Genomic DNA, 26,330 nt, shown 5'->3' on the forward strand with positions numbered 1-26,330 from the left:
GTCGAAATAAAAAATGAAAGGAATTGAATCGATAATGTTTCAGGCAACGGCTTATTCCGGAGATAAGGTGAAAGATTACGAACAATTATTAAAACAATTAACAGCCCTCTCCGAAGACGAGACAGATACGACAGCTATTTTATCGAATGCATCGGCTTTATTAAATCAATTTCTCGATAACGTCAATTGGGTCGGATTTTATTTATGGAAAGACAATGAATTGGTGCTCGGGCCTTTTCAGGGTCTGCCGGCATGCATCCGGATTGCGTATGGCAATGGTGTCTGCGGAACGGCTATTCGAGAAGGAACAACACAGCGGGTTGACGATGTACAGGCGTTCCCTGGCCACATTGCCTGTGACAGTGCCAGCAAATCGGAAATCGTCGTGCCGCTGTATACCAATGGTGCAATCTATGGCGTACTCGATATTGACAGTCCGATTAACGATCGCTTTGACGAAACAGACCAGATTTACCTGGAAAAATTCGCAAAAGAAATCGAGCGTCTGGTACATCTATGATCGCTCGCGGCTGGTAATGGCATCAGCCGCTTTTTTTATATAGATCAGGACCGGACTTTCTTGCTTGGGCAGCTTAATGGATACCTGACACGGATAAGATTAAGTAATTTTGTGACCACTTCAGCGAAATGAATAACCAATTGCCATCTCAACATAAGAAATGGTTGACTTACAGGTTCATAACTTATATACTATTCGTTGTGTAAAATAAAAAGGTAGCCTATGTGAACCGGCATTGAACCCATTTTGTTCCTCTAAAACAAAAGAATCCTTTCTTTTATAAAGAGGTGTATCGTGTAACTCTCTGCTGCTGGAGCGATGGTACATGAAAACAAAATGGACAATGATCAGGAACACGGTCGTTTATTTTATGCAAATAAACTAATAAAGGAGGAAATGTCCTATGGCACGATTTACCGGATCAGACTGGAAAAAATCACGCCGCCTCGGCATTTCACTAACCGGCACCGGTAAGGAACTGGATAGACGCCCTTACCCTCCAGGACAGCATGGACCTAATCAGCGTAAAAAAATGTCTGAATATGGTATGCAGCTGCAGGAAAAACAAAAACTCCGCTACATGTATGGATTGAACGAACGTCAATTCCTTAACTTGTTTAATGAAGCGGGCAAAATGAGAGGCGTCCATGGTGAGAACTTCTTGATCCTGCTTGAATCCCGCCTGGACAACATGGTTTATCGCCTTGGTCTGGCACGTACACGCCGCCAGGCACGCCAGCTGGTGAACCATGGTCACGTAACGGTCGACGGCGGACGCGTTGACATTCCGTCCTATCGTGTGAAACCGGGACAGGTCATCGGTTTGCGTGAAAGATCACAAAACCTTGACATCATTAAAGAGGCCATCGAAGTCAACAACTTCGTACCGGAATATGTCACATTTGATGAAGATAAGATGGAAGGAACGTATTCACGTTACCCTGAACGTTCCGAACTACCGGCTGAAATCAACGAAGCGCTTATCGTTGAGTACTACTCACGTTAATCAGGTGCTTTACAGGATAACCCCCAACCCCTTGTCATATAAAGGGTCTGGGGGTTTTTAATTTGTTGCAAGCTCCGAATGGGGGGGTGTATCGATTGCCTCCTTTCCGACTACGCTCTCCACAATGAACGTCCGAGCCTCCAGCATGTCTGACAAGACTGTCAACTCCATTCCAGTGTCGCAAATTCTACTATTGGGTCAACACCAAAATCTATGGTTGAAATGAATGAGTGAATATGGTAATAAAACTAGCTAGCGGAGGAAAAACACGGAGACTCCTGTGGGAATGCGCAGTGTGAAGACCCCGCAGAAAAAGCGACCTTCTTTTTCNTAGTGTTTTTCCGAAGCGACTGCTTATGTCAAAATGACATCTAATTTGTCAACCGTAGATTTTGGTGAACAGCCCTACTATTTTATGAAATTTAATTGAATTTTGTCGGTAAATGCTATATAATCTTTATGCAACCGTTTACATCACCCGGAATTGACACAGGAGGAGAAACACAATATGTTAACATTTTTTATCAGTATCACATTATTGGTTGTTGGTTATTTCACTTATGGCAAATTTGTCGAAAAAAGTTTTGGTATAGATGATTCGCGCAGCACCCCGGCAATTGCCAACCAGGATGGTGTTGACTTTGTACCGATGAAGAAACAGAAGAATGCGATGGTTCAATTGCTTAATATCGCTGGAACAGGCCCGATATATGGACCAATTATGGGTGCCTTATTTGGCCCTGTTGCATTTATTTGGATTGTGCTTGGTTCTATTTTTGCGGGTGCTGTTCACGACTATTTAACTGGTATGATATCCATTCGCAACAAAGGCGCGCACATACCGGAGCTTGCCGGTAAATTTTTGGGGAAATTTCCGCGTCATTTGGTCAATGCATTCGCATTACTTCTGCTTCTCTTGGTAGGAACGGTATTTGCCACAACATCCGGTTCGCTGCTTCATATTTTATTGGATGGTCATATAGCATTATGGATTATTTTAGGTATCATATTTCTTTATTTCTTATTATCGACGATGCTTCCGATTGATAAGATTATCGGCAGCATATACCCATTCCTTGGTGCTGTGCTTTTAATCGGCACAGTTGGGGTCGGCATTGCCATGTTTTCATCAGGGCACGGTCCGGCGATACCTGAGCTGACACTCGGAAACATGCACCCGGAAAATTTGCCCATATTTCCCATGTTATTTTTAACGATTACGTGTGGTGCACTGTCTGGATTCCATGCGACACAGTCGCCGCTCATTTCCCGTACGGTACAAAAAGAAAAACAAGGCCGTTATGTTTTTTACGGGATGATGATTGCGGAAGGTATTATCGCTATGATATGGGCAGCCGCAGCCATGAGTCTTTTCCACGGAGAAGCGTTAAATGCCCTGATTAATGCCGGCACAGCTTCTGCAGTCGTGAATGAGGCATCGACAACCCTTCTTGGCGCAGTCGGCGGAACCATTGCGGTATTAGGTGTTATCGTGCTTCCAATTACATCGGGTGACACGGCTTTTCGTGCAGCTCGTTCCGTGATTGCGGATTATATTAAATTGAGCCAGAAAAAAGTGACCAATCGTTTAGTCATTGCGGTCCCATTATTCATCGTTTCAATCATTTTAACGCAAATCGATTTTGATATTTTATGGCGGTATTTCTCCTGGGCAAACCAATCAACAGCAGCACTTGCCCTGTGGATTGCCACGATGTACATGCTTATTAAAGGGAAAAACTATTGGATATCGCTCGTCCCGGCATTATTCATTACCGACATGGTATTTGTTTATATATTGAATGCGCCGATCGGTTTTAATCTGTCACTTCAGATGTCACATATAGGCGGGGTTATCCTTACGATTGCCTTTGCCATGTGGTTCTTCCGGAAAGCGAAACAAAATAAATCGGACAGAATTGAAGCAGATTTGCAGAAGACTGCCTAATTGAATCAAGATAAGGGGGGATAACTTCCCTCCTTTCGTTTTGGCTTCCCGCTTTCCTAACACTATCTCGATAAACCCTCTTCTACTATTACAATCGAAACCAATTTAAAAAAAGGGGCATGAAAATAAAAATTATTTTCATGCCCCCAAATCCAAACTCATGTCGATGGTCGTTATGAAGATATCCTTAAATCCTTAGTTTAACTGAAGTGCACGAGGAAGTATTTCTTCTTCCCACGCCGGATGACGGTAAATTGATTGTCAATGCGATCTGCTTCATTCACAACGTATTGCAGATCCTGCTGGCGTTCACCGTTAATATAGATCGCGCCGTTTTGAATATCTTCTCTGGCCTGGCGTTTGGATGATGAAATGGACGCATTAACAAGTAAGTCAATTAGCCCTACGTCATCTTTAGAAGCTTCAAATGTCGGCACATCTTTAAATCCTTGTTCAATATCACCGGCGGACAAATCTTTCAAATCACCGCTGAACAAGGATGTTGTTATTTTCTGTGCTTGTTCCAGCGCTCCCTGACTATGCACCATAACCGTCATTTCTTCAGCCAGACGTTTTTGCGCAAGCCGTGTTTCCGGATGCTTGTCGAGCGCCGTTTGCAATTCAGCCAACTCATCTTCTTCAAGGAAGGTAAAGTAACGCAAGAATTTCATGACATCACGATCGTCGGTGTTGATCCAGAATTGGTAAAACTCATAAGGGGTTGTTTTTTCCGGATCAAGCCAAATGGCGCCGCCCGCTGTTTTGCCGAATTTACTGCCGTCTGCTTTCGTAATTAACGGAACCGTCAGCCCGAAAACATTGATGTCATCATCTTCGTTTTCCCGGGAACGGCGGATCAGTTCCATACCGGCTGTAATATTGCCCCACTGGTCACTGCCGCCAATCTGCAGAGTACAGTTTTCCTCTTCATAGAGTTTCATGAAGTCGAGTGACTGCAAAATCATGTAACTAAATTCGGTATATGAAATACCTTGCTCAATCCGGGTAGATACCGATTCTTTACCTAGCATATAGTTAATGCCAAAATGCTTACCCGCATCACGCAAAAAGTCAATCACCGTCATATGGCCCAACCAGTCATGATTGTTCCTGGCAACTGCTGCATTCGTACCATTGTCAAAGTCAACCAGCTTGGCCAGTTGCAGCTTGACCTGTTCACTGTATTCATGAACGACTGACGCTTCATTCAGGGACCGTTCAGTTGACCGACCGCTTGGGTCCCCGATCATGCCCGTGCCTCCGCCAATCAAGGCAATTGGTTTGTGTCCGGCCCGCTGAAACCGTTTCAGCATAATAATTGGCAGCAAGTGCCCGATATGCAGACTGTCAGCTGTCGGATCAAAACCGCAATATAATGTTACCTGATTGTCGTTCAAATGTTTTTGCAAAGCTTCCCTGTCGGTTGTCTGCTGAATCAAACCGCGATTTTCCAGGTCCTGTAAAATATCCATGTTCTTCACTCCATTTCAAAAATTATGCCTCACCAGCAGCAAACTAAAAAACCCGCCCCTTGAAAAATAAGGGACGAGTTTATACACGCGGTACCACCCTTGTTGCTCATATTGATGCCACTTGGGACTGTTAACGATTGATTAACCGTCTTCCTTTGCCTATTCAAATAATCCTGCAAAAGAAGATACTCCGGATTGTAATTCACCTGCAAATGTTTTCCGGCTTACACCATCCGCCGGCTCTCTGGCAAAGGGATTTGCAGAGCTACTATGATCCTTCAACGCATTTACGATATGATTATTCTCTATTCATACCATATTTGTAACACAAATGCAATATACGACTGGCAAATTTTAATTCAACCACCAGAGTTGCTGTGCTATAATGGATGTGATTCAGGGGAGGGGTAGGATTGGATCTAAAGCAATTATTCCATAAATATAAACACAAAGTGAAATCATTATGGGGAAGTGTCACGTCACACCGCTATACAAAGAAAGCCAAAGCCATATGGGAAAAAGGAAAAATCCAAAAATCGACACGTATCGGTTATGACGTCATCTGGAACATTGTATTATTTTTCCTCATCATCGGTACTATTGGTGCCTTCTTTGCTGGTGGAGTTGGCGCAGGTTACTTTGCTTCACTCGTCAAGGATGAACCGGTACGCGATTATGAAAGTATGCAGCAGGATATTTACAACTATGAAGAAACATCTTCCCTCTATTTTGCTGATGAAAAATACATTGGAGATATCCGGTCTGACATTTACCGCGAAGAAGCCGCACTGGAAAACGTGTCGGATGTGTTGAAAGATGCGGTCATTGCCACAGAGGATGAGTATTTCAACGAGCACGAAGGCATTGTACCAAAAGCAATCGTACGGGCGCTTGTACAACAGGTGAGCGCTTCTTCCGCGCAGTCTGGTGGGAGTACCCTGACGCAGCAGCTTGTTAAAAATCAGATGCTCACAAATGAAGTCTCGTTTGATCGGAAAGCAAAAGAAATCTTAATCGCCATGCGGCTGGAACGTTTTTTTGAAAAAGACGAAATACTGGAAGCTTACTTGAACATTGTCCCATTTGGCCGGGATGCCTCCGGTGGAAATATTGCCGGTGTCCAAACAGCAACGGAGGGCATTTTCGGTATTGATGCATCCGAGGTGAACCTTGCCCAGGCGGCCTATATCGCCGGTCTGCCACAGAGTCCTTCTACCTATACGCCGTTTAAAAATAATGGCGGCCTCAAGGATGAAGAGAGTCTTCAACCGGGTCTGAACCGGATGCAGTCTGTTTTAAACCGGATGTATGAATCGGACTACATCACGAAAGAACAATACGATGAAGCGTTAGACTATGACATAACAGCTGATTTTACTGAAGAATCACAGTCACCTGTTGAAAAATATCCGTACTTGACATATGAAGTTGAAGAACGTGCCAGCGACATAATTATGGAACACCTGGCTGAAGAGGACGGATACTCCACAGAAGACTTGAACAGCAATGATGATCTGAAAGACGAATACCGTATATTGGCTGAACGGGCACTACGCCAGAACGGCTATCAAATCCATACAACGATTGACAAAGAAACCCAGGATACCTTTATAGACATCACTCAAAACTATGACCATTACGGACCGGATTGGACTGGGCTTGTGGAAGACCCCGAAACGGGTGAACAGGTTGAAGAGACGCACCCAATACAAACAGGCGGTATTCTGATTGAAAATGCGACGGGCCGAATTATCGGCTTTGTCGGCGGGCGTGATCACAATGAGAATAGCCAGTTTAACTATGCCACACAAGCCAAACGGTCCAACGGCAGTACGATGAAACCAATTCTGGTATATGCGCCGGCCTTTGAAAAAGGGATTGTCCAGCCGGGCACACCGATTGCTGATGTGCCAAGAACTTACGGCGGTGGCTGGTCACCAGGCAACTATGGTGGCGGCTATCACGGGCTCGTCCCAGCTAGGAAGGCACTTTACAATTCGTATAATGTCCCGGCAGTCGATCTTTATAACCGGTTCAATGACCAGGACCCGGTCAGTGAATTCCTCGAACCCATGGGCATTACGACACTCAGGGAAAATGAGTATGCTAATCGCTCGCTAGGTATTGGCGGAACAACCGACGGGATCACTGTCGAAGAAAACGTGAATGCATTTGCCACCCTCGGTAATCATGGACAATTCGTCGACGGCCATATGATTGAAAAAATCACTGATCAGGATGGGACTATCGTCTTTGAACATGAGCCCGATCCTGTCGACGTCTTTTCACCAGAGACAGCGTACTTGACATTAGATATTATGCGCGATGTCATTGACCACGGAACCGGAGCATACTTGAATTCACAAATCAAGCATGGAAATGTGGACTGGGCCGGCAAGACCGGTACCTCTCAGGAGTACAAAGATGCCTGGTTTGTCGGTGTCAACCCCAATGTGTCGATGGGTGTCTGGATTGGTTACGAGGAAGGAAAAAGTATTCAGTGTCCATCATGCTCTCTGAGTTACAGTCAGCGAACCCAAAAATTATGGGCTGAACTGACCAACGCAGCGGCTGACATCAACCCGGAACTTGTGGCTCCCGAAAAAAACTTTGAACGGCCAGATGGTATTGTATCGCGAAGCTACTGTGCTATTTCCGGAATGCTGCCATCAGACTTGTGTGAAGAAGCGGGTTTGGTTCAAACGGATCTGTTTAACGCTAAACACGTACCGACTGAAGAAGATGACAGTCTAATCCGAGGGTCGTTTATGATGGTCGATGGTAAAGCGGTCAAGGCAGGCGATAATACACCGGAAGAGTTTGTGGAAGGTGATGGCCTCACATTTAATCCGGAATTTTTGAAACGGAATGGCTATGATAAACTGGGTGACCTTTCCATTCTGTTCCCGCAAACCAACCGCGACAAATGGGAGAAAATCGGTTTGCCGCAGTCAGATATCAGTGGTGCTGCGATTGAAGACGATGGGGAAGATCCGGCTGCCCCCGATTCTGTTTCATTGTCGGGAAGCAGCCTGTCCTGGAACCATTCAGACAGTAGCGATGTTGTCGGTTATCGTATTTACCGTGCCGACAGCCCGGATGGTTCCTTCAGCCTCGTCGGTAGCACAACAGGGACAAGCTTTACCGTTTCGGACAGTGCCGGTGTCTTTCACGTGAAAGCCGTCGACTATTTCGGATTGGAGTCATCAGCCTCTGATGAAGCAGGCTCCGGTAATTCTGATGACGACTCAGATTCAGACGAAGCTGATAATGACAGTGATCATGATTCAGATGAATCGGATAGCGGCAATGACCCTGACGACAGTGATGAAAACAGTGACAGCAGTGATAACGACAACGACGATAATGAAGGCGACGACGATCAAGGTGATGAAGAAGATGGCGGAGATGATGAGAATCGTGAGGACAGCGACGATGCGTAAAAATATGGGGACTCCCTCTTTTGGGGCCCCTTATTTTTTTAACCGGCTTTCACAACTCCCGCTGAAAAGTGAATGAATATCATGTATAATTAACGTAAAGAAAGCGTTCGAACCTTGCCTATACCGACACATAAAAGGTGGTGACACAATGAAACATACGAAAACCTGCCATGCAAAAACGCGTGATACACCGAATGGTTCCATTGTTATTGAAGGACCGCTTTCACCCCAGGAGCTAAAACAGTATCATTTTCATGAGCAGCTGACGGCTTTCCGACCAGCATCAAAACAATTCGAGGCCATTTTAAGCATTGCGGATTTTCCGGAAGGCCGTCTCGTTATTGCCAGAACAGAAGACACGATCATTGGCTATGTCACGTACCTGCATCCAGATCCAATGGAACGCTGGTCAAAATTTAATATGGAAGACCTAATGGAACTGGGGGCTGTCGAAGTCATTCCCGCTTACCGAGGTGCTAAAGTGGCCTCAGAATTGCTGAAAATCTCGATGCGAGATGATTACATGGAAAATTATATCATTATTTCAACAGAATACTATTGGCATTGGGACTTGGATGGAACACGTCTAAGTGTATGGGATTACCGGAAAGTGATGGAGAAAATGATGGCAGCAGGTGGTCTGCTCCCAGCCCCCACTGACGATCCCGAAATTATCTCACACCCGGCTAACTGTCTGATGGTCCGAATCGGCAGGAACGTACCAGAAGAATCTGTGAAGCAATTTGATCGACTGCGCTTTTTACAACGGGAACAATACCGTCATATGAGGGAGGGGTTATAAATGCTTGTGGAGGAAATCATGAAAACCGACGTCATCACATTGCCACCAACAGCAACGATTGCAGAAGCTCTAAAACTTCTCCAAGAAAATCATATTAGACATATACCCATCGTTGACAATGAAAATCATGTCATTGGCATTGTATCAGACCGTGATGTACGCGACGCTTCACCATCTATTTTTGATGAGCAGACAAAGCACCAGGCCTTTACAAATGAGATTCGATCAATCATGAGCTATCCAGTTGTAACCGTGCATCCAATCGATTTTGTTGAAGAAATAGCCCATGTGTTTTATGATGAGGAATTCGCCTGCTTGCCTGTCATCAGTGAAGACACATTAATTGGCATCGTTACGGAAAAAGACATGCTGAACACCTTAATTCAATTAACCGGGACCAATGTCCAGAGTTCCCGGATCGAAATTAAAGTCCCCCACAAACCTGGCATTTTGCCTGAAGTGGCTGCCGTCTTTGGAAAACGCCAAACGAACATAACGTCTGTGCTGATATATCCATATAATGATCCGAATTACAAGATTCTTGTTTTCCGCATTCAAACGATGAATCCCCTCCCTGTCATACAGGATTTGCGTGACGCCGGGTATGAGTTGATGTGGCCAAATAACCTGACGGAGCCAAAAATATGACGTGCGATGCAGCGTTTGTATATTCGAATAAGTTTCTAGACTATCATTTTCATCCGGATCATCCATTTAACCAGAAGCGCGTTATATTAGCAAAGGATTTATTAGAAAAAAGCAATCAGCTAACAGATATGGATTTAATAGCGCCACGGATGGTTACGGAAGAGGAACTGGCCCTCGTCCATCATAAGGCTTATATAAATGCCGTTAAAAAGGCAGGCAACGGTCATTTAACCGTAGACGAGAGAATGGAATACGGCCTTGGCACAGAAGATACACCGGTATTTACCAATATGCATGAAGCATCAAGTTATCTTGTCGGGGGCACCCTCACGGCCGTTGATGCTGTCTTGCAAGAAAAAACAGCACATGCCCTGAACCTTGGTGGGGGGCTGCACCACGGTTTCAGACGGAAAGCAAGCGGATTCTGTATTTATAATGACGGGGCCATTGCGATCAAATATATTCGGGATAAATATGATTTAAAAGTGTTGTATGTGGACACCGATGCACATCATGGTGACGGCGTCCAATGGGCGTTTTATGATGACCCCAACGTGTGCACCCTGTCCATCCATGAAACTGGCCGCTACCTGTTCCCGGGAACCGGCCATATCAATGAACGAGGTATCAAGGAAGGTCATGGCTATGCATTTAATTTGCCAATCGATGCCTTCACGGAAGATGAGTCTTTTTTACACGTTTATGACACCGCCTTCAGGGAGATAGCCGCATTTTTTCGTCCGGATGTTATTGTAACCCAAAATGGGGCAGATGCTCATATGCATGATCCGCTGACCCATTTATGTGCCTCAATGGAAACGTATGAACGAATCCCGCTGCTCGCACATGAACTGGCCCACGACTATTGCGATGGCCGGTGGATTGCCCTTGGCGGTGGTGGCTATGATATGTGGCGAGTCGTCCCTCGTGCCTGGGCCCAAATTTGGAATGTGATGAAAACCGGTGACATCCAGCGGGGTTCACTTCCCTCGGAATGGCAATCGGCCTGGCAGCCGGAAGCACCGATCACACTGCCTGACACTTGGCATGATGATAAGCGCATCGTACCAACGATTCCTAGAAAACCTGATATCACGGAAAAAAACGATAAAATCCTACAAAGCGCGCTTAAATATGCACAGCCCAAACAAGGACACACTTAGGAAAGACGATCATCATTCATAGGAGATTATTTTTACAGCATGATGAAGAGGGGGGATGGCAACTGCATCCCCCCTCTTCATCATGCCTGTTCTTCATGTTGTTGATTCATTTCCATTATAACGATTTCAACCCGTCGATTCTGACGCCAGTTTGCTTCAGATGTATTCGGCACAGCCGGTCTTGTATCACCATAACCGACTGACGAAAAGCGTGATTCATCAAAGTCATTGTCATTGATTAAATAACGGATGACACTGCTCGCCCTTGCACTGGACAACTCCCAGTTGGATGGATATTGATAACTGGATATCGGCCGATCATCTGTGTGGCCTTCAACACTAACATGGTTCGGTAGATTCGTGAACAATGTGCCGATTTTGTCCAGAAACGGCTTACCTGAATCGAGAATGTCTGCTTCACCTGTTTCAAACAATAGACTTTCCTGCAGTACAAGCACGACCCCGCGATCAGTCCGGCTGGCAGATATGACATCATTTAAATTGTGCTGCTGCAAATATTCCTCAACTTGTTCCATCAAATCATCAAGCGTGTCCTGTTCATCACCCGACTGATCATCCCTGTCATTAATATTTTCAAGCTGTGTTGGATCTTCAAACTCATTGGTATCTTGGCCGCTTTCTTCATCCCGCGTATGTTCAGTTGGGTTCTCCATTGGCACAGGTGATGGGTAAAAGTCAAAAATCATCCGGTTTCTGAATGACTCCGAAATGGCGTCAAACTTAACCATATCAATTTGCGACATGGAAAATAGCAATATAAAAAAAACAAGAATCAATGTGACCAAATCCGAGTACGTCACCATCCATTTCGGTGCACCTGAGCTGTCATTCTGTCTGAGCCGCCTACGTTTCATTGATGCTCTCCCCGGCAAAAGCAGCCTCTTCTTCCTCATTTTCCTTTCCATCATGCGGCAAAAATGCACTCAATTTTTCTTCCAGAATACGCGGGTTCTGACCAGACTGGACACCAATAACACCTTCAATGACAATCTGTTTAATAAACATTTCGTCTTCTGTCTTCGCCGCCAGTTTATTAGCCATCGGGATGAATACTAGATTGGCCATAACGGTACCGTATAACGTCGTTAGCAGGGCAACTGCCATGTTGGGACCTAATGTTGCCGGATCGGTCAGACTGTTCAGCATCAGAACAAGTCCGACCAGGGTTCCGATCATCCCCCAGGCAGGGGCGTATTCGCCGGCTTTCTCTAGAATAACCCGTCCTTTATAATGGCGTTCTTCCATTGCCGTGATTTCAGCATTCATAATATCCGTGATGACGTCAGGCTCAATACCATCAACCGCCAACAGCACGCCTTTTTTTACGAACGGATCGTCAGCTTCTTCCATCTCATTTTCCAAAGCCAGAATCCCTTCTCTGCGTGCACGCTCCGCCAGTCGGATAAACATGTCAATCAGTTCCTTAAGACCGTGATCCTTTTTATGAAAAACCTCTTTAATTACTGTTCCGGTAAGCTTTATTTGCTCCATTTTAAAATTGATCAGTAGCGATGCCACCAAACCACCGAGCACGACAAATATTGAGGCAATATCCAGGAATGACCTGACCTCCTGCGTGCCCCCTTTGGAAAGAATAGCCAGCATGATCATGATAAATCCCAGTGTGATGCCGATTGGTGTTAAGATGTCTCGTTTTCTCATAATCCCGCTCCCCCAAAGATAGGTTGTTCAAAAAGGTCCGAGTAACCGTCTTTTTGAACCCACAGCCAATGTAAAGCTTGCTGAAAAAATAAGTCACCTTTTATATCGGCTTATAGGCTATTTTGTTGAAGCCCGCTCAACAATTCGATGGGGCAGGACAACTTTTTTCTCTTCCACTTCTTCTTTGTTCATATATTTCGTCAATAAACGCATCGCAACGGCTCCGATATCATACATCGGTTGCACGATGGTTGACAGCGTCGGACGTACCATTGTGGCCAGTCTTGTATTATCAAAGCCAAACACCTCAAAATCATCCGGCACCTGATAACCATTATCCTGCAAGCGATGGATGACACCAAGCGCCATTTCATCTGACGCTACAAATACGGCAGTCGGCGTCTCTTCCATGGCCAGCAACTGATCCACTGCTTCCAGCCCGGAGTCATATGAGTAATCACCTTTCAGTGTGTAGTCATCATTCCAGCTGATGCCTTTTTCTTTAAAGGCGCGCATATAACCCTCGTATTTCTGCTGATTAATCAGCGTATCATCAACACCTGAGATAAACGCGACTTTTTCATTTCCCTTATCCAGAAAATAAGACGTTGCTTCAAATGCAGCCGCTTCATAGTCGATATTCACCGATGGGATCGCGTTTGTTTCATCGTAAGTCGCTGCCAACACAACCGGGACTGATGAGGACTGAAATTGATCAACATGCTCACGTGTAATGTCACCGCCCATAAACAGGATACCATCGACCTGTTTTTCCAGCATGGCATTGATTAACTGCAGTTCTTTATCTTTATTCTGATCGGAATTGCTCAAAATGATATTATACTTGTACATGGTGGCAATATCTTCAATCCCCCGAGCCAATTCGGCAAAGAAGATGCTCGAAATATCCGGGATGATGGCGCCCACTGTTGTCGTTTTCTTACTTGCCAGTCCACGGGCAACGGCATTGGGACGGTATCCCAGTTCCTGAATCGTTGCCAGTACTTTTTTACGTGTGACAGGTTTCACATTCGGATTCCCGTTCACGACACGGGAAACAGTTGCCATGGATACATTTGCTTCTCTTGCTACATCATATATTGTTACAGTCATGCAGAATCTACCTCCTCTTATGTTACCAAAACGTTTTCTTTGTCATTATGATACGCTAACACGCTTAAAAACACAAAAATTTAAAGGCTGATCCCATAAAGATCAGCCTTTTTGAGAGAAGCGATAATGTGTCAGGAATCCGATAGTCCCGAAAACGGCCTATTTTTGCAGACTGGGACGCGGTGTAAATGCATCAAGCTCTTCCATGAAATGGTCAAATGTTGGTATATCCATTTGCTGCGCGGCATCCGACAATGCGACGGCAGGGTCCGGATGCACCTCTGCCATGACACCATCCGCACCGATAGCGATGGCTGCCTTTGCTGCCGGAAGCAACAGATCCCGGCGACCGGTTGAGTGGGTTACATCCACCATCACCGGCAAATGCGTTTCCTGCTTCAGGATCGGGACAGAGGATATATCAAGCGTATTGCGTGTCGCTTTTTCGTAAGTCCGGATACCTCGTTCACATAAGATAATATGACCATTGCCCCGTGACATAATATATTCTGCTGCGTTAACAAATTCGGATACCGTTGCCGACAGCCCGCGTTTCAACAGAACAGGCTTGTCGGTCTCACCAGCTGCTTTCAGCAATTCAAAGTTCTGCATGTTACGTGCGCCGATTTGGATCACATCAACGTAATCAAGCGCTTTTTCGATGTGCGCCGGATTGACAATTTCACTTACCACGGCCAAGTCATATTCATCGGCAACCTGCTTTAAAATCTGTAAGCCTTCCACACCCAGTCCTTGGAAATCGTATGGTGAGGTTCTCGGCTTAAACGCGCCGCCACGCAGTAATTTAACGCCATTCCGTTTAACTGCTTTGGCGACTTGGGCCACCTGGTCATAACTCTCTACTGAACAAGGCCCCATAACGTGTTGAACACCGCCATTGCCGATCTTCTCACCTTTAATGTTGATTATCGTGTCGTCGGGCTTCTTCTTTCGCGACACAAGCAACGCTTTCCGATGATCGTCCTCCTGCAGTTCCAGACTTGCCTTGAAGATTTCTTTAAAAATATGTTCAATGGTCGAATTCTCGAAAGGACCATTATTTTTTTGGGTCAGCACATCCAGCATTTTCCGTTCCCTGACAGGATCGAACCGGTTAATGCTTTGCTTCTCTTTTACCTCCCCGATTTGCTGAACGATTTCAGCCCGCTGGTTAATCAATTGTAAAAGTTCCATATTGACGCCGTCAAGTTTCTGGCGCAACTGCTCCAAATCATTGCTCAACATAATCCCTCCTGCAATCTGTTCATTTCGTTTTGCTACCTCATATCTAAATAATTAGACATTATTATACCGGATATTGATTCATTTGTCATTAGTTATTTTTACTTTTTTGACAAATAAGAAAAACCAGTGCAACACCACTGGCTTTTTCCATAAGATAAGAAAGTATAACATTTCAGGTGAAGTCTTCAATCGTGAAATCGGCTGGTTCGCCGATTTCTTCAAGTCCGGCCTCTGACCTCTGGAAAGACGAGGCGGGAGCCGAGTTTTTCTTATTTATTTCAGGCAATTTTTAAACTGTTTTATGACGTTCTGTCCGATTCCGCCGTTACTGCGGATTCTTCAGTTGCAGCTACTTCTGCCGCCCCGTCATCCCGTTTCAATTTATCTTGTATGCTCTTGGATAATTCCTGCGTTTTTGCCTGTGTTTTCCGGGAAAGTTTTGACGTGGAATCAACAGCCCTGGTTCGTAGTTCAGACCCCTTCAGATATGCCTTCTCCTTCACTTCCGATCCTTTCTGAGATGCCGTATCCTTCCAATCTGCTCCCTTCTCATAGGCTGCGTCTTTCCATTCACCGGTACGATCTTTCAGCTCGACAGCACGATTGTTCAGGTCACCTCTTAATTCACTGCCTGATTTCGGGGCCCACAATAAGGCAGCTACAGCGCCTGTGAGCCCACCGATAAGCGTCCCCAGCAAAAAATCCTTATTATTGACACTGCGCTCACTGTTTTTCGCCTTCTTATTCATATCCATCCTGATTCCTCCTCAACATGATCAGCTTTTTTTCTTTTTCCAAAAATCGATAATTGAATTGCCCCATTTGAGAACTTCGGAAACGTTCTCCTGGTTTTTGGCAGCAGTTGCGGAAATATGGGCTGATAACTTCCGTATCGATTCATTTATTCCGTCAGCTGTTTCCCCAATACCCTTGAATCCGTCAAACAAAACATTCAGCTTGTCCGACTTTTGATTGACATCATCTGCAAGGTGATTTGTTTTCGCCAGCAGTTCAGTTGTTTCCGTCGTAATCCCTTGCATTTGCGCATTTAGATTTTCCAGCGTGTTGGCTGTATTATCCAATGTCCGCCGTGCTGCCTTTAATGTTATCACTAGAAAGATAACCAAAACGGCGAGAGAAGCTGCGGCGATTAGAGCAGCTATGTACATAAATACTTCCATTAAATGGATCAACTCCTTTGTTGTTCGCATACCTTACTATTTTCCCTGCGCATGACGCTTTAAACACCACTATAAATGATTTCGACAAAAAAGCCAAAAATCCTTTCGCGTTTCATGCACTTCCTGAATATAGACTGTTGGACGGTTAAAAAACGGGATAAAAAGAGAAGAGCCCGTTAATGTGGCTCTTGCTAGCTTTAAGCTTTTTTGATGTGCGGGCGGGTTATATAATAATCAAGTTGGGTTTCATAAGCTTCCTGAAATTTTTGAATATCGCCTGCGCCCATGAACAGGAGAACACTGTCTGAATGCGCTAGTAGAACCTCTGTATTGGATAAATCCAGAATTTTACTGTTAACAACAAGCTCCTGCAAATCCTGTATCGTCAGCTTGCCGCTTTCTTCTCTGGCAGATCCAAAAATGTCACACAGATACACTTGGTCGGCAAGATTCAGACTGTCGGCAAATTCCTGCAAAAATGTGCGTGTCCGGGTAAACGTATGCGGCTGGAAGATTGCGATAATCGGTTTGTCCTGATACTTTTTCCGCGCTGTTTCAATCGTTGCCCTGATTTCCCTTGGATGGTGGGCATAATCGTCGACCAGCATCTGACTGCCGATTGCTTTTTCCGTGAACCGGCGTTTAACACCTTCAAAATTACTTAATGCTTTCATCGTATCTGCTCTAATGTCTTCATAATGGCAAATGGCAATAACCGATAAAGCATTCAGCACATGGTGGTCACCGAACATCGGGATGGTAAATGTATCATAATACGTATTACGTACAAACACGTCAAATACGGTGCCACCCTCTGTTTCCGTTACATTTTGTGCCTGAAAGTCATTAGTGCTGGAGAAACCATAGTAAACAACCGGCACTTTTGCCTGAATCTGCTGCAAGCTTTCGTCATCACCACAGGCAATGATTCCTTTTTTTACCTGGTCAGCCATGGACTGGAACGCATCAAATACGTCATCAATACTCGTGAAATAATCCGGATGATCAAAGTCAATATTTGTCATGATCGCATAGTCCGGCTGATAACTTAAAAAATGACGCCGGTATTCGCACGCTTCAAACACAAAATAGTTGCTGTTCACATGGCCTTTTCCGGTTCCGTCACCGATTAAGTATGAAATCGGATAGGATTGATCCAGCACATGAGCCAGAAGACCTGTCGTGGATGTTTTACCATGAGCACCTGTAACGGCAATACTGGTAAACTGTTTCAGCCACTCTCCGAGAAATTCATGATAACGATAAAATGTCAGCCCTTTACGCTTAGCTTCTTTAACTTCGAGATGATTATCTGAAAAAGCATTACCCGCAATTATGGTGTAACCGTCTTTGATGTTCGTTTCTGAAAAAGGGAAAATGGGAATGTTTTTTTCCTCTAATGCTTTTTGTGTAAAAAATTGCTTTTCAACATCGGAGCCCTGCACGTTCTCTCCCGAATCATGAAGGATTTGCGCAAGGGCACTCATTCCGGTTCCCTTAATACCAATAAAATGGTAAGTCGTCATAAAAAGAACCTCCAACTTTATGTCTAAACAATCAATCGTTTTCCATCATAACTTTACAGCTATTTTGCTATTATAGCAAATGATCGCCAGGAATAAAATACGAAACATTTACGTATCCTGTGGGCAGTATTCAACCTTTTCCATGTGTGGATTAGGCCGGTAGCGCCGTCCTTCTTTTGCTTCAGGGATACCGTTGAACAGGACATCGTCACCCGTAAAACCAATATTGATTTTTAACAGACTTCCGCCAACACCATACATATCAACCGGAACACCATTATTCTCAAAATAACGGATCCGGTCTTCGGTAAAACCGCCACTGACCATAATCTTCACGTGTGAAAAGCCTTCCTCATCAAGTGCCTTGCGTAAAGCAAAGACGAGCTCCGGATTTGTCCCACGCGGGTCAAACGTCCCCATTAAATGCTGATTCCGCAAAAAGTACTTATCGACAAGTGTCCGCGATGTATCAATACGGACCGCTTGCAGATCTTCGCCAAAAGCCCGTGCGACTTTAAGTGAGTCCGTAATCACATCATTGTTGTAATCAACAAGGGTCACCAGATCATCTTCCGGATAAATTTCGTGATAGGCTCTGGATGCAGCCACGACATCCCCGCGGAACATTTGGATCATGGCATGCGGCATTGTTCCCATACCTTCCCTGCCCCACCACTCATTCATCGCATGGGTTGCCTGGGCGGTTGATCCACCTATAAACGCTGCATAACCATCACCGGCCTGCTGGGTGTAGTGATCATCCCGATCGCCCATAAAAATGACCGGTTTCTGTCTGCCGGATGAATTGGCCGCTTTTACCACATTATATACATTCGTTGCCACCGATGTTCTTCTCGCCAGGATGCCGTCAATGATCCCTTCCAAAAAGCCAAACTGCTGATAGGCGCCGGATATGGTCAGGACTGTTTCATAAGGGCCAATCTTGTCGCCGTCTTTCAGTGAATGAATTTCCAAATTCTCCGGGTTATCAGCAAATGTATGTACTAAGGCAATCGCTTCATCGGTGCCGCACAGCACTGCCTCACTGCTTTTTTGAAAAAATTGCATGGTTATATGATTATTCGGCTGTTTTTTTTCCGCGATTTCTTTCGTTTTCAGGAAATAAACCGCCGAGAACCAGCCATCCTTTATTCGTTTGTCAAATTTGAATGTCTTATTGGTTAACCGTTTAATATCACCATTTAATTTTTGGGTAATTTCCTTCATAACCGTACTCCTCTACAAAAGATAAACTTTCAGGACATTGTAAAAATCCATTCTCTTTAATAATATATAAAGATACACAGCTGGACAAGTACTAATTTTCCAATTGGGCAGCGGACACGAGAACTTCCCGTGGTTTGCTCCCATTTTGTCGGGCGATAATCCCCTGCTCTTCCATGGCATCCATTAATCTTGCTGCCCGATTGTAGCCGATTTTAAACTGCCGCTGTAGAAGCGAGGTGCTGGCACTGTTGTGGTCAACCACAAAGGCAATGGCATCATCCAGCAATTCATCCGTCTCATCGTCTTTAACAACATGCTGCAGCAGCTGTTCCTGTTCAAATTGATAATCAGGTTCAGCCATTGATCGCGCGTAATCCGTTACACGGTCAATTTCCTCATCTGACACAAAAGCACCCTGCAGCCGGACACTTTTGCCTGCGCCGTTTTCCGTGAACAACATATCACCTTTGCCCAGTAGTTTCTCTGCGCCGCCGGTATCAATGATGGTTTTGGAATCAACCTGTGATGACACACTGAAAGCAATTCTTGTCGGAATATTGGCTTTGATTAAACCTGTAATCACATCCACCGACGGCCTTTGGGTGGCGAGAAGCAAGTGAATGCCGCATGCCCGGGCTTTCTGAGCAATCCGGCTGATCGCATCCTCAACATCCTGTGGCGACACCATCATGAGATCGGCAAGCTCATCAATCACAATCACAATAAATGGCATTTTATCATCGGTGCGATTTTCCTTACGCATCTTCTGGTTAAACCGTTCGATGTCACGGACACTTTCGCGGACAAACGCATCATAGCGCTCTTCCATTTCTCTGACGGCCCATTTCAACGCAGCAGTGGCCGCTTTGACGTCCGTAATAACTGGTGAGATGAGGTGCGGGATCCCATTGTATGGCGCCAGTTCCACCATTTTCGGATCAATCAGCATAAACTTGACGTCTTCATGACCCGCTTTATACAACAGGCTGATGAGTATCGTATTAATGCAAACACTTTTGCCGGATCCGGTTGCCCCGGCGATTAACCCGTGTGGCATTTTTTGGATATTCGTGACCAGTGGATCGCCTTCAATGCTTAATCCCAGACCGATCGTTAATGGGGATGCACTCGTTTGAAAGCTTTTATCTGTAAAAATTTCCTGCAAGCTCACGGTCTGCGGCTGCCGATTCGGGATTTCGATACCGATTGTATTTTTACCGGGGATCGGGGCTTCAATCCGAATATCTTTGGCAGCCATATTCAGTTTGAGGTCATCACTTAAATTTTTGATTTTGCTTACTTTCACACCCAATTCCGGCTGAACCTCAAACCTTGTGACAGATGGTCCCTGTGTCGTATTGACCACTTTGGCACGGACATTGAAATGTTTTAATGTTTTTTCCAGTAACTGCCGCTCGTTCTCCATCCATAGTTGATCCTGTTCTGTTTTTGGTTCAGGATCATCCAATAAATGGTGTGGCACATCGCTTTTTGTGGTCGCTTTCTGCCTGTCGGCCGGCTGTCGGCTTGCGCTTTGGCGTTTTCGATGGTTTCGTTTATCATTCGCCGACATTAAAACGTTAAAAGGCGGTGTCTTCGTGCTGGATTGCTCCCCTTCAGGTTTGCGAGAACGCCGTTCGGGTTTGTGACGCCGGACAGGTTTTGGTGCTTCGTTCGTGCCGGGTGTACCTGGTTGATCAGATGCTGGTTTTTCATCCGGGTCGGTCTGGTTTGGCTGTTCGCGGCTTTCCGACTCGGTTTCTGGCATGTGGTGATCGTTTGATAGCGGGGAAGGGGCAGGATCCCCGGTGTCGCCGGTAACATGCTCAGTATCAACCTGCTCCTCGCTTACTGCGGCTGCCTGGTCCTTTCCTTCTTCTTTCAATGGGGAAGCGTTGTCCATATCCTGATACGGCTTTCGCTGAAAAGCTGGGACATCTTCAAGCGTTTTTTCCTTATTCCGTTTCTGAAAACCGTAAACCGGGGATGGCACATCGCTTGGCGTGAACGGTTCCTCCGATTGCGGTTTATAAACTTTTCGCTCTGGTTGTTCTTCCTGATGGTGAGCCTCATGATGGGCAGGGTTTTCCTGCTGTGGCGTCCGCCGGCTTTTTTTACGCTGGAAAGCCGGTATGTCGGATTCAGATTGCGCTTTCTGCTCCGATTCATCCGGGATCACAGGAAAACGAAATGATTTTCGCGCAGGATACTGGTACGTCATACGCGTTTGTATATCCTGACTTTCAGGTAATTTTTCCCTTGGCTTTTCCTTCTCCTCTTCCTGTTCTTCAAAAAGAAAACGACTGATTTTCTTTTTCCATCGTTCGAACATATGTATTCACTCTTTTCTTAGTATTCAAGCTATTTTCAGTTTAACAGTTTCTAATTCAAATTGTAGTTAAAAAAACAACCCTTGTCTATCGACTCAGGTTGTTTTCATTTTAAAATTTAAAAGCGTCACCTGTTGTATACGATTCGTCGAGCACATAGATTCCTTTTTCCTTTGGTGCGTTTGGAAGCCCCAGTTCTTTTTGAGAACATATCATACCATTCGATGGGACACTGCGTAATTCTGTCGGTTTAATCTTTAATCCGCTCGGCATGACGGCACCTACCTTGGCCACTACCACCTTCTGACCGGCAGCAACGTTTGGGGCGCCGCAGACGATCTGCAGCTGTTCATCCCCGGTATCCACCTGGCAGACACTTAATTTATCGGCATTTTCATGTGGTGCCTTGTCACTGACATAGCCGACAACAAATTTGGGACTTAAATCAACGTCAAGCGGATCATTCAGGTTATTTTGCCTGAGCGCTTCTTTCATTTGCTGTAACAGATTTTCCGTCATCGTAATGCTGCCCGTATTCGGCAAGTCGAAATATGTGGACGCCTGAAAAATATTATAACCGGCAATCAACCCTTTCTGATCCGTTATCCGGGTGATATCACCGTAAGTTTCATATGTTATCTCGTAACGGTCGACGTCTTCAAGCGGGACGATCAGCACATCCCCTATACCGTTACGATTGTAAAAAACATCCATGAGTGTCATTCCTTTCTATTTCTTTTCCGGGTGGTTCTTCGCAAGGATGAAGACCGGCTCCAGTGTCTTATTTTCATAAATAAACGACAGCGATGTAATCGGGATACGGCCTTCTGCAAAAAACTTCATCGTCATTTGTGCCAATATATCATAACCTGCTTTATTCTGGATATCGGCAAAAATGAGGACGTCCTGGTGCGGCACCGCTACCGCCAGTTCCCCTTTGGCATTGGCGAGCATTTCTTCCAGGAACGCTTCGTTTAAAATTCGACTCGCATCATAACCGTCCTGCGTGGCCACAAAATAAAAGTCATTGTCGGCAACCGTGTCTTGTTTATAATCATTGTCCAATGAGCGGATATTGAATGTGGCCATTTCATCAATCCGTTCATGCGTCCAGCCCTCGTCCTCCAACATTGATTGATCGATCAGCTGATAGGACTTGCCCAGATCCAGCGCATAATAAACACGGGTTTCGGCGGTATGTTCCTTATATACCAGTATTTTGCCACCTTTTGTTTCAGTCGGGAATGACGTGGCACGGATAACCGGAAAAATTTGTTTTTCTTTTCCGGTCAGATGATGCGTGTCATGCATAATTCTGAGCGCCTCCATTACATGCTCTTCCAAATCATCAATGGCCGATTCACCACGTTCGTTATATTTGGAAACAACGTTTGGAAGGGTGATCGTCATCCCCTGTCTGGTATCCTTCCACTCAATACGATACGTATCTTTATCACGGTTGTAGGATGTTTTTAATTCTTCACTGGCCAATCGTTCGTCGAGGATCTTTTTCATTTTAAGACTAGTCATTTTCATTGCTACGCATCCCCTTCCCTTAGCCGCTGACTTCATCCATGAATGCGGTGATTTCATCTTTTGATTTCCGGTCCTTGCTGACAAATCGGCCGGCTTCTTTTCCGTCTTTAAATGCGATAAAACTCGGAATTCCGAATACATCATATGTCTGGCACAGGTCAATAAATTGATCTCGGTCCACTTCGATAAAGGTAAAATCCGGATACGCTTCTTCGATTTCAGGTAAAACCGGTTCAATCACACGGCAATCCGGGCACCAGTCAGCCGAAAATACGGTAACCACGTTTTCTGTTTTTATTAAATCATTCAATTGCTGTTCAGATTTAAGTGTTTTCATGCCATCAACCTCCATTGTAACATCTATCATATCGTTGATTTTATCCGGATTCAATCATCATGATGTCTGCCGGAAAATGATTCGATTTAGTTTTCCATCACAATTGAGCGTGCCATTTTCATCATTAGTTCCGAATCATCTTCCAGCCCGGATATAGATGAATAGGTTGTAATTTTCACACCACCGATACCTGTCTGCAGTTCGTAATCACCTTCGTCATCATCGGGAATAACTTGGATATAGCCAAATTTTTCCCGGTCTTCAAACGTCTCGAGCAGCAAAGCCTCATCACCTTTAGATGCTGCTGATTCATAGCTCAATTCACTGAGCGGGCTCTCCAGATTATTATAAAACACGATATATGTCTGATTGCCGTCTTCCAGAATAACATTGCTGGCGTCTTCCTCAACAACCTCCATACCGGCAGGCAAATAAATCGAAAAGGCATCGAGCGCCTCATTTGTTTCAAGCGAGTCGTCAGCATGAAATGTCTCCCCAGCAGCTTTTTCCGTGCTAGCAATAGCTTCTTCTTCAGTCGGCGCGGTGCATCCAAGCAATATAAAAAGACAACCTGACATAACCGTGATAATCCGTAACGCTGTCACTGTTACTTCCCCCAAAAATAGTCCTTTTTCCTCAGTCTATGATACTATGATTTCTTAATTTGACAAGGAAATTGTTTGAATTCAAACGTTTTTGTTTGCGTTGTGGCTTAAAATAGATAAGATGGGATTAGATATCTTAATGGATGGAGGGGTATTCATGGAACTGACGGTTTATTTGGCAGGTCAGATTCACGATGACTGGCGGGAGGAGCTGAAGACAAAAGCTAAGGAAAAAAATCTACCGCTGACATTTGTTGCACCACAGACGAACCATGACCGATCTGATAATGTAGGCGAGGACATTCTTGGTGAACAGCCAGGGAGCGTTTATAAAGATGATGCAGCATCAGGCATCAATAACTTGCGGACACAGGTGCTGATGCAGAAATCGGATGTCGTCATCGCATTGTTCGGGGAAAAATATAAACAATGGAACACAGCAATGGATGCCAGTGCCGCCATGACGATGAATAAACCGACAATCATCGTAAGACCTGAATCACTGATCCACCCGCTGAAAGAATTGGCCAATAAAGCGAATGTGACAGTTGAAACAGTGGACCAGGCGCTTAATGTATTGAGCTATATTTATGAATAACAAATCCAGCTAATGCTAATGGGATCACTCGTGAGGTACAACATGATAAAAAGTCAAATCACAAGGGATTACCGAAATACGTTCGCATGATCATTCGCAAAATGATTCCTTTGTCGATTTAAGCAGCGGCTTGAAACCGCTGCTTTCTTATGTTTCCTCCCAATATTCCCATTGGCCACGAAGAAGCTGCACGACATGGACGAACATGTCTTGCCGGGAAATACGCTCATTCGTGAAAATACCAATGGCCCCTTCTTTTTTCCGTACATCTTGCTTCTTGGCATACGCGTCCATCACGTCTCCAAGTTCCATACCTTTTTTCAGTTCATCGGCAATTTCCACCGGTAGTAAAATTCTGGCACCGCTGGCTGTGAAGATGTTGTTATTCCTAGTAACGAGTGCCCCCCAGTTACAGAGGTATAATTCGTTATCAACGTACATAATACCGCCTTCCAGCCCGATGGCGATTTCACCTGATGCCGATTTAAGGGCGTTGAAAGCCCGATTAATCGCGCCCAGTCTGGTTTCGGCGTCGGAAAATGGCTGATCACTAACCTGGGATGGCGCATCTGCTGCCATTACCTCATCCTGTGCGAACACGTCCTTCACTGCAGCAATCTTTGCAGGGTTTTGGGATCCGATTACAATACTCATGAGAATCCTTTAAGTTGCCTTAATCGAATCGACCGTATTTTGATCAGTTGATTTAACAAGCTTAACCAGTAGTTCTTTTGCCGCCTGATAATCATCCACATGAATGATCGATGATGATGTATGAATGTAGCGTGAGCAAATGCCGACGACTGCAGATGGGATACCACTGTTGGACAGGTGAACACTGCCTGCATCAGTGCCGCCTTGGGAAACGAAATATTGATAAGGGATCTCATTTGATTCAGCTGTATCCAGAATAAATTCACGCATACCGCGATGGGTAATCATCGACCGATCAAAAATACGCAACAGGGCACCTTTGCCCAATTGACCAAATTCCTGCTCATCACCAGCCATGTCATTAGCCGGTGATGCATCCAGCGCAAAGAAAATATCCGGCTGAATCATGTTAGCAGCGACCTTAGCGCCTCTCAGCCCCACTTCTTCCTGAACGGTCGCCCCGGAATAAAGCTGATTCGGTACGGTCTCACCTTGCAGCTCTTTTAGTAGCTCAACTGACAACCCACAACCATACCGATTATCCCAAGCTTTGGCAAGGATCTTCTTATCGTTAGCCATTGGCGTGAATGGACAGATCGGTACAATCGACTGTCCCGGTTGGATACCGATTTTTTCAGCATCTTCCTTGTCGTCCGCGCCGATATCAATCAGCATATCCTTCGTGTCCACCGGCTTTTTCCGTTGTTCCGGTGTTAAATTATGCGGTGGGGTTGAGCCGATTACGCCAATGACCGGACCATCATCCGTCATGATTTGCACGCGCTGGGCCAATAGTACCTGGCTCCACCAGCCACCTAATGTCTGGAAACGGATCATCCCGTTTTTCGTAATTTGAGTAACCATAAATCCGACTTCGTCCATATGGCCAGCAACCAGTACCCGCGGCCCATCACCATTTTTGACGCCGAAAACCCCGCCAAGGTTGTCTCGGATCACGTCATCAGCGTATTTTTCCAGCTCACCGCGCATAAACTTGCGGACGTCTCGCTCATTACCGGGAGCACCTTGTAATTCAGTCAGATTTTTAAACAAATCCAGCGTTTCCTGGTTCATCTATGTTCCCTCCATCCCTGTATGTATAAAATAAGTATAACGGAAAATGGCAGCGGGTTTCCACCATTCGACTGTCCAATTCTGTTCGGTCCTACAGTTGCAGGTTACAAAGGCTTTGCAATAGGATAAGGAAAACTACGATAGCGATACATCGCGCGAAGAAAACGTGCTTTCCTTTTTCAAAAACGCCCGAGTTCTTAGCTTTTGTTTCGTATTGGT

24 protein-coding genes and 1 other annotated feature are annotated in these 26,330 nt (G+C 45.2%); of the genes, 8 read left to right on the forward strand and 16 right to left on the reverse strand.

The window, feature by feature from the left end; translation table 11 throughout:
• Positions 1-34: 34 nt before the first annotated feature.
• From ACFQ4A_RS11360 to ACFQ4A_RS11370, 3 genes are all read left to right on the forward strand, one after another.
• Positions 35-520, forward strand: coding sequence for a GAF domain-containing protein (locus ACFQ4A_RS11360; RefSeq protein ID WP_382400654.1), 486 nt, complete (start codon positions 35-37; stop codon positions 518-520).
• A 403-nt stretch (positions 521-923) separates the two neighbouring features.
• Complete coding sequence (rpsD, locus tag ACFQ4A_RS11365; protein WP_382400657.1) at positions 924-1,526, forward strand: 30S ribosomal protein S4; 603 nt, start codon at positions 924-926, stop codon at positions 1,524-1,526.
• 508 nt (positions 1,527-2,034) lie between these two features.
• Positions 2,035-3,474: a carbon starvation CstA family protein gene (locus ACFQ4A_RS11370; protein WP_382400659.1), complete on the forward strand. Its 1,440-nt coding sequence runs from the start codon at positions 2,035-2,037 to the stop codon at positions 3,472-3,474.
• Positions 3,475-3,674: 200 nt separating this feature from the next.
• On the opposite strand, the gene tyrS is transcribed toward ACFQ4A_RS11370, so the two are convergent.
• The gene (tyrS, locus tag ACFQ4A_RS11375) at positions 3,675-4,946 is read right to left on the reverse strand and encodes a tyrosine--tRNA ligase (protein WP_382400661.1); all 1,272 of its coding nucleotides are present in this window, start codon (positions 4,944-4,946) and stop codon (positions 3,675-3,677) included.
• A gap of 66 nt (positions 4,947-5,012) precedes the next feature.
• Positions 5,013-5,237 (reverse strand) — a binding site (T-box leader).
• A 122-nt stretch (positions 5,238-5,359) separates the two neighbouring features.
• Between tyrS and ACFQ4A_RS11380 the strand changes: the two genes are divergently transcribed.
• The 4 genes from ACFQ4A_RS11380 to ACFQ4A_RS11395 all read left to right on the forward strand — a co-directional run bounded on the left by ACFQ4A_RS11380 (position 5,360) and on the right by ACFQ4A_RS11395 (position 11,002).
• The gene (locus ACFQ4A_RS11380) at positions 5,360-8,389 is read left to right on the forward strand and encodes a transglycosylase domain-containing protein (RefSeq protein WP_382400663.1); all 3,030 of its coding nucleotides are present in this window, start codon (positions 5,360-5,362) and stop codon (positions 8,387-8,389) included.
• 148 nt (positions 8,390-8,537) lie between these two features.
• On the forward strand, positions 8,538-9,191 hold the full coding sequence (locus ACFQ4A_RS11385; protein WP_382400665.1) for a GNAT family N-acetyltransferase: 654 nt from the start codon (positions 8,538-8,540) through the stop codon (positions 9,189-9,191).
• A complete protein-coding gene (locus ACFQ4A_RS11390) occupies positions 9,192-9,839 on the forward strand; it encodes an acetoin utilization AcuB family protein (protein WP_382400667.1) in 648 nt (215 codons plus the stop codon). It abuts the gene before it with no gap.
• Positions 9,836-11,002 carry an acetoin utilization protein AcuC gene (locus tag ACFQ4A_RS11395; RefSeq protein WP_382400669.1) on the forward strand — a complete coding sequence of 389 codons (1,167 nt, stop codon included), beginning with the start codon at positions 9,836-9,838 and terminating at the stop codon, positions 11,000-11,002. The genes ACFQ4A_RS11390 and ACFQ4A_RS11395 overlap by 4 nt, the downstream gene beginning before the upstream one ends.
• 80 nt (positions 11,003-11,082) lie before the next feature.
• Here the strand turns inward: ACFQ4A_RS11395 and motS are convergent, their stop codons facing one another.
• From motS to ACFQ4A_RS11460, 13 genes are all read right to left on the reverse strand, one after another.
• The gene (gene motS, locus ACFQ4A_RS11400) at positions 11,083-11,877 is read right to left on the reverse strand and encodes a flagellar motor protein MotS (protein WP_382400671.1); all 795 of its coding nucleotides are present in this window, start codon (positions 11,875-11,877) and stop codon (positions 11,083-11,085) included.
• Positions 11,867-12,685 (reverse strand): flagellar motor protein MotP, encoded by an 819-nt coding sequence (gene motP / locus ACFQ4A_RS11405; RefSeq protein WP_382400673.1) that lies wholly within the window; start codon positions 12,683-12,685, stop codon positions 11,867-11,869. Before motP ends, motS begins: the two co-directional genes overlap by 11 nt.
• Positions 12,686-12,802: 117 nt before the next feature.
• The gene (gene ccpA / locus ACFQ4A_RS11410; RefSeq protein WP_382400675.1) at positions 12,803-13,798 is read right to left on the reverse strand and encodes a catabolite control protein A; all 996 of its coding nucleotides are present in this window, start codon (positions 13,796-13,798) and stop codon (positions 12,803-12,805) included.
• 159 nt (positions 13,799-13,957) lie between these two features.
• Positions 13,958-15,043, reverse strand: a complete 1,086-nt coding sequence (locus ACFQ4A_RS11415; protein WP_382400677.1) for a bifunctional 3-deoxy-7-phosphoheptulonate synthase/chorismate mutase — start codon at positions 15,041-15,043, stop codon at positions 13,958-13,960.
• Positions 15,044-15,342: 299 nt separating this feature from the next.
• The gene (locus tag ACFQ4A_RS11420; RefSeq protein ID WP_382400679.1) at positions 15,343-15,798 is read right to left on the reverse strand and encodes a YtxH domain-containing protein; all 456 of its coding nucleotides are present in this window, start codon (positions 15,796-15,798) and stop codon (positions 15,343-15,345) included.
• Positions 15,799-15,819: 21 nt separating this feature from the next.
• Positions 15,820-16,224 (reverse strand): DUF948 domain-containing protein, encoded by a 405-nt coding sequence (locus ACFQ4A_RS11425; RefSeq protein ID WP_382400681.1) that lies wholly within the window; start codon positions 16,222-16,224, stop codon positions 15,820-15,822.
• A 197-nt stretch (positions 16,225-16,421) separates the two neighbouring features.
• A complete protein-coding gene (murC, locus tag ACFQ4A_RS11430; RefSeq protein ID WP_382400683.1) occupies positions 16,422-17,750 on the reverse strand; it encodes a UDP-N-acetylmuramate--L-alanine ligase in 1,329 nt (442 codons plus the stop codon).
• A gap of 108 nt (positions 17,751-17,858) precedes the next feature.
• Positions 17,859-18,977 carry a nicotinate phosphoribosyltransferase gene (locus ACFQ4A_RS11435; protein ID WP_382400685.1) on the reverse strand — a complete coding sequence of 373 codons (1,119 nt, stop codon included), beginning with the start codon at positions 18,975-18,977 and terminating at the stop codon, positions 17,859-17,861.
• A gap of 91 nt (positions 18,978-19,068) precedes the next feature.
• Positions 19,069-21,309 (reverse strand): DNA translocase FtsK, encoded by a 2,241-nt coding sequence (locus ACFQ4A_RS11440; protein ID WP_382400687.1) that lies wholly within the window; start codon positions 21,307-21,309, stop codon positions 19,069-19,071.
• A gap of 109 nt (positions 21,310-21,418) precedes the next feature.
• Positions 21,419-22,021: a YtpR family tRNA-binding protein gene (ytpR, locus tag ACFQ4A_RS11445; protein ID WP_382400689.1), complete on the reverse strand. Its 603-nt coding sequence runs from the start codon at positions 22,019-22,021 to the stop codon at positions 21,419-21,421.
• A gap of 15 nt (positions 22,022-22,036) precedes the next feature.
• Positions 22,037-22,843, reverse strand: a complete 807-nt coding sequence (locus tag ACFQ4A_RS11450) for a DUF1444 domain-containing protein (protein WP_382400691.1) — start codon at positions 22,841-22,843, stop codon at positions 22,037-22,039.
• A gap of 19 nt (positions 22,844-22,862) precedes the next feature.
• On the reverse strand, positions 22,863-23,180 hold the full coding sequence (locus tag ACFQ4A_RS11455; protein WP_382400693.1) for a thioredoxin family protein: 318 nt from the start codon (positions 23,178-23,180) through the stop codon (positions 22,863-22,865).
• Positions 23,181-23,266: 86 nt separating this feature from the next.
• Entirely contained in the window at positions 23,267-23,785 is a 519-nt protein-coding gene (locus ACFQ4A_RS11460) for a hypothetical protein (RefSeq protein ID WP_382400695.1), read from the reverse strand.
• Between the two features lie 157 nt (positions 23,786-23,942).
• Between ACFQ4A_RS11460 and ACFQ4A_RS11465 the strand changes: the two genes are divergently transcribed.
• Entirely contained in the window at positions 23,943-24,383 is a 441-nt protein-coding gene (locus tag ACFQ4A_RS11465) for a YtoQ family protein (protein WP_382400697.1), read from the forward strand.
• A gap of 147 nt (positions 24,384-24,530) precedes the next feature.
• Here ACFQ4A_RS11465 and ACFQ4A_RS11470 read toward each other — a convergent pair whose 3' ends face one another.
• Positions 24,531-25,037 (reverse strand): DUF84 family protein, encoded by a 507-nt coding sequence (locus ACFQ4A_RS11470; protein ID WP_382400699.1) that lies wholly within the window; start codon positions 25,035-25,037, stop codon positions 24,531-24,533.
• 9 nt (positions 25,038-25,046) lie between these two features.
• Entirely contained in the window at positions 25,047-26,111 is a 1,065-nt protein-coding gene (locus ACFQ4A_RS11475; RefSeq protein WP_382400701.1) for a M42 family metallopeptidase, read from the reverse strand.
• Positions 26,112-26,330: the final 219 nt, after the last annotated feature.

It is taken from the genome of Lentibacillus salinarum (assembly GCF_042679865.1).
Classification (GTDB): domain Bacteria; phylum Bacillota; class Bacilli; order Bacillales; family Amphibacillaceae; genus Lentibacillus; species Lentibacillus salinarum.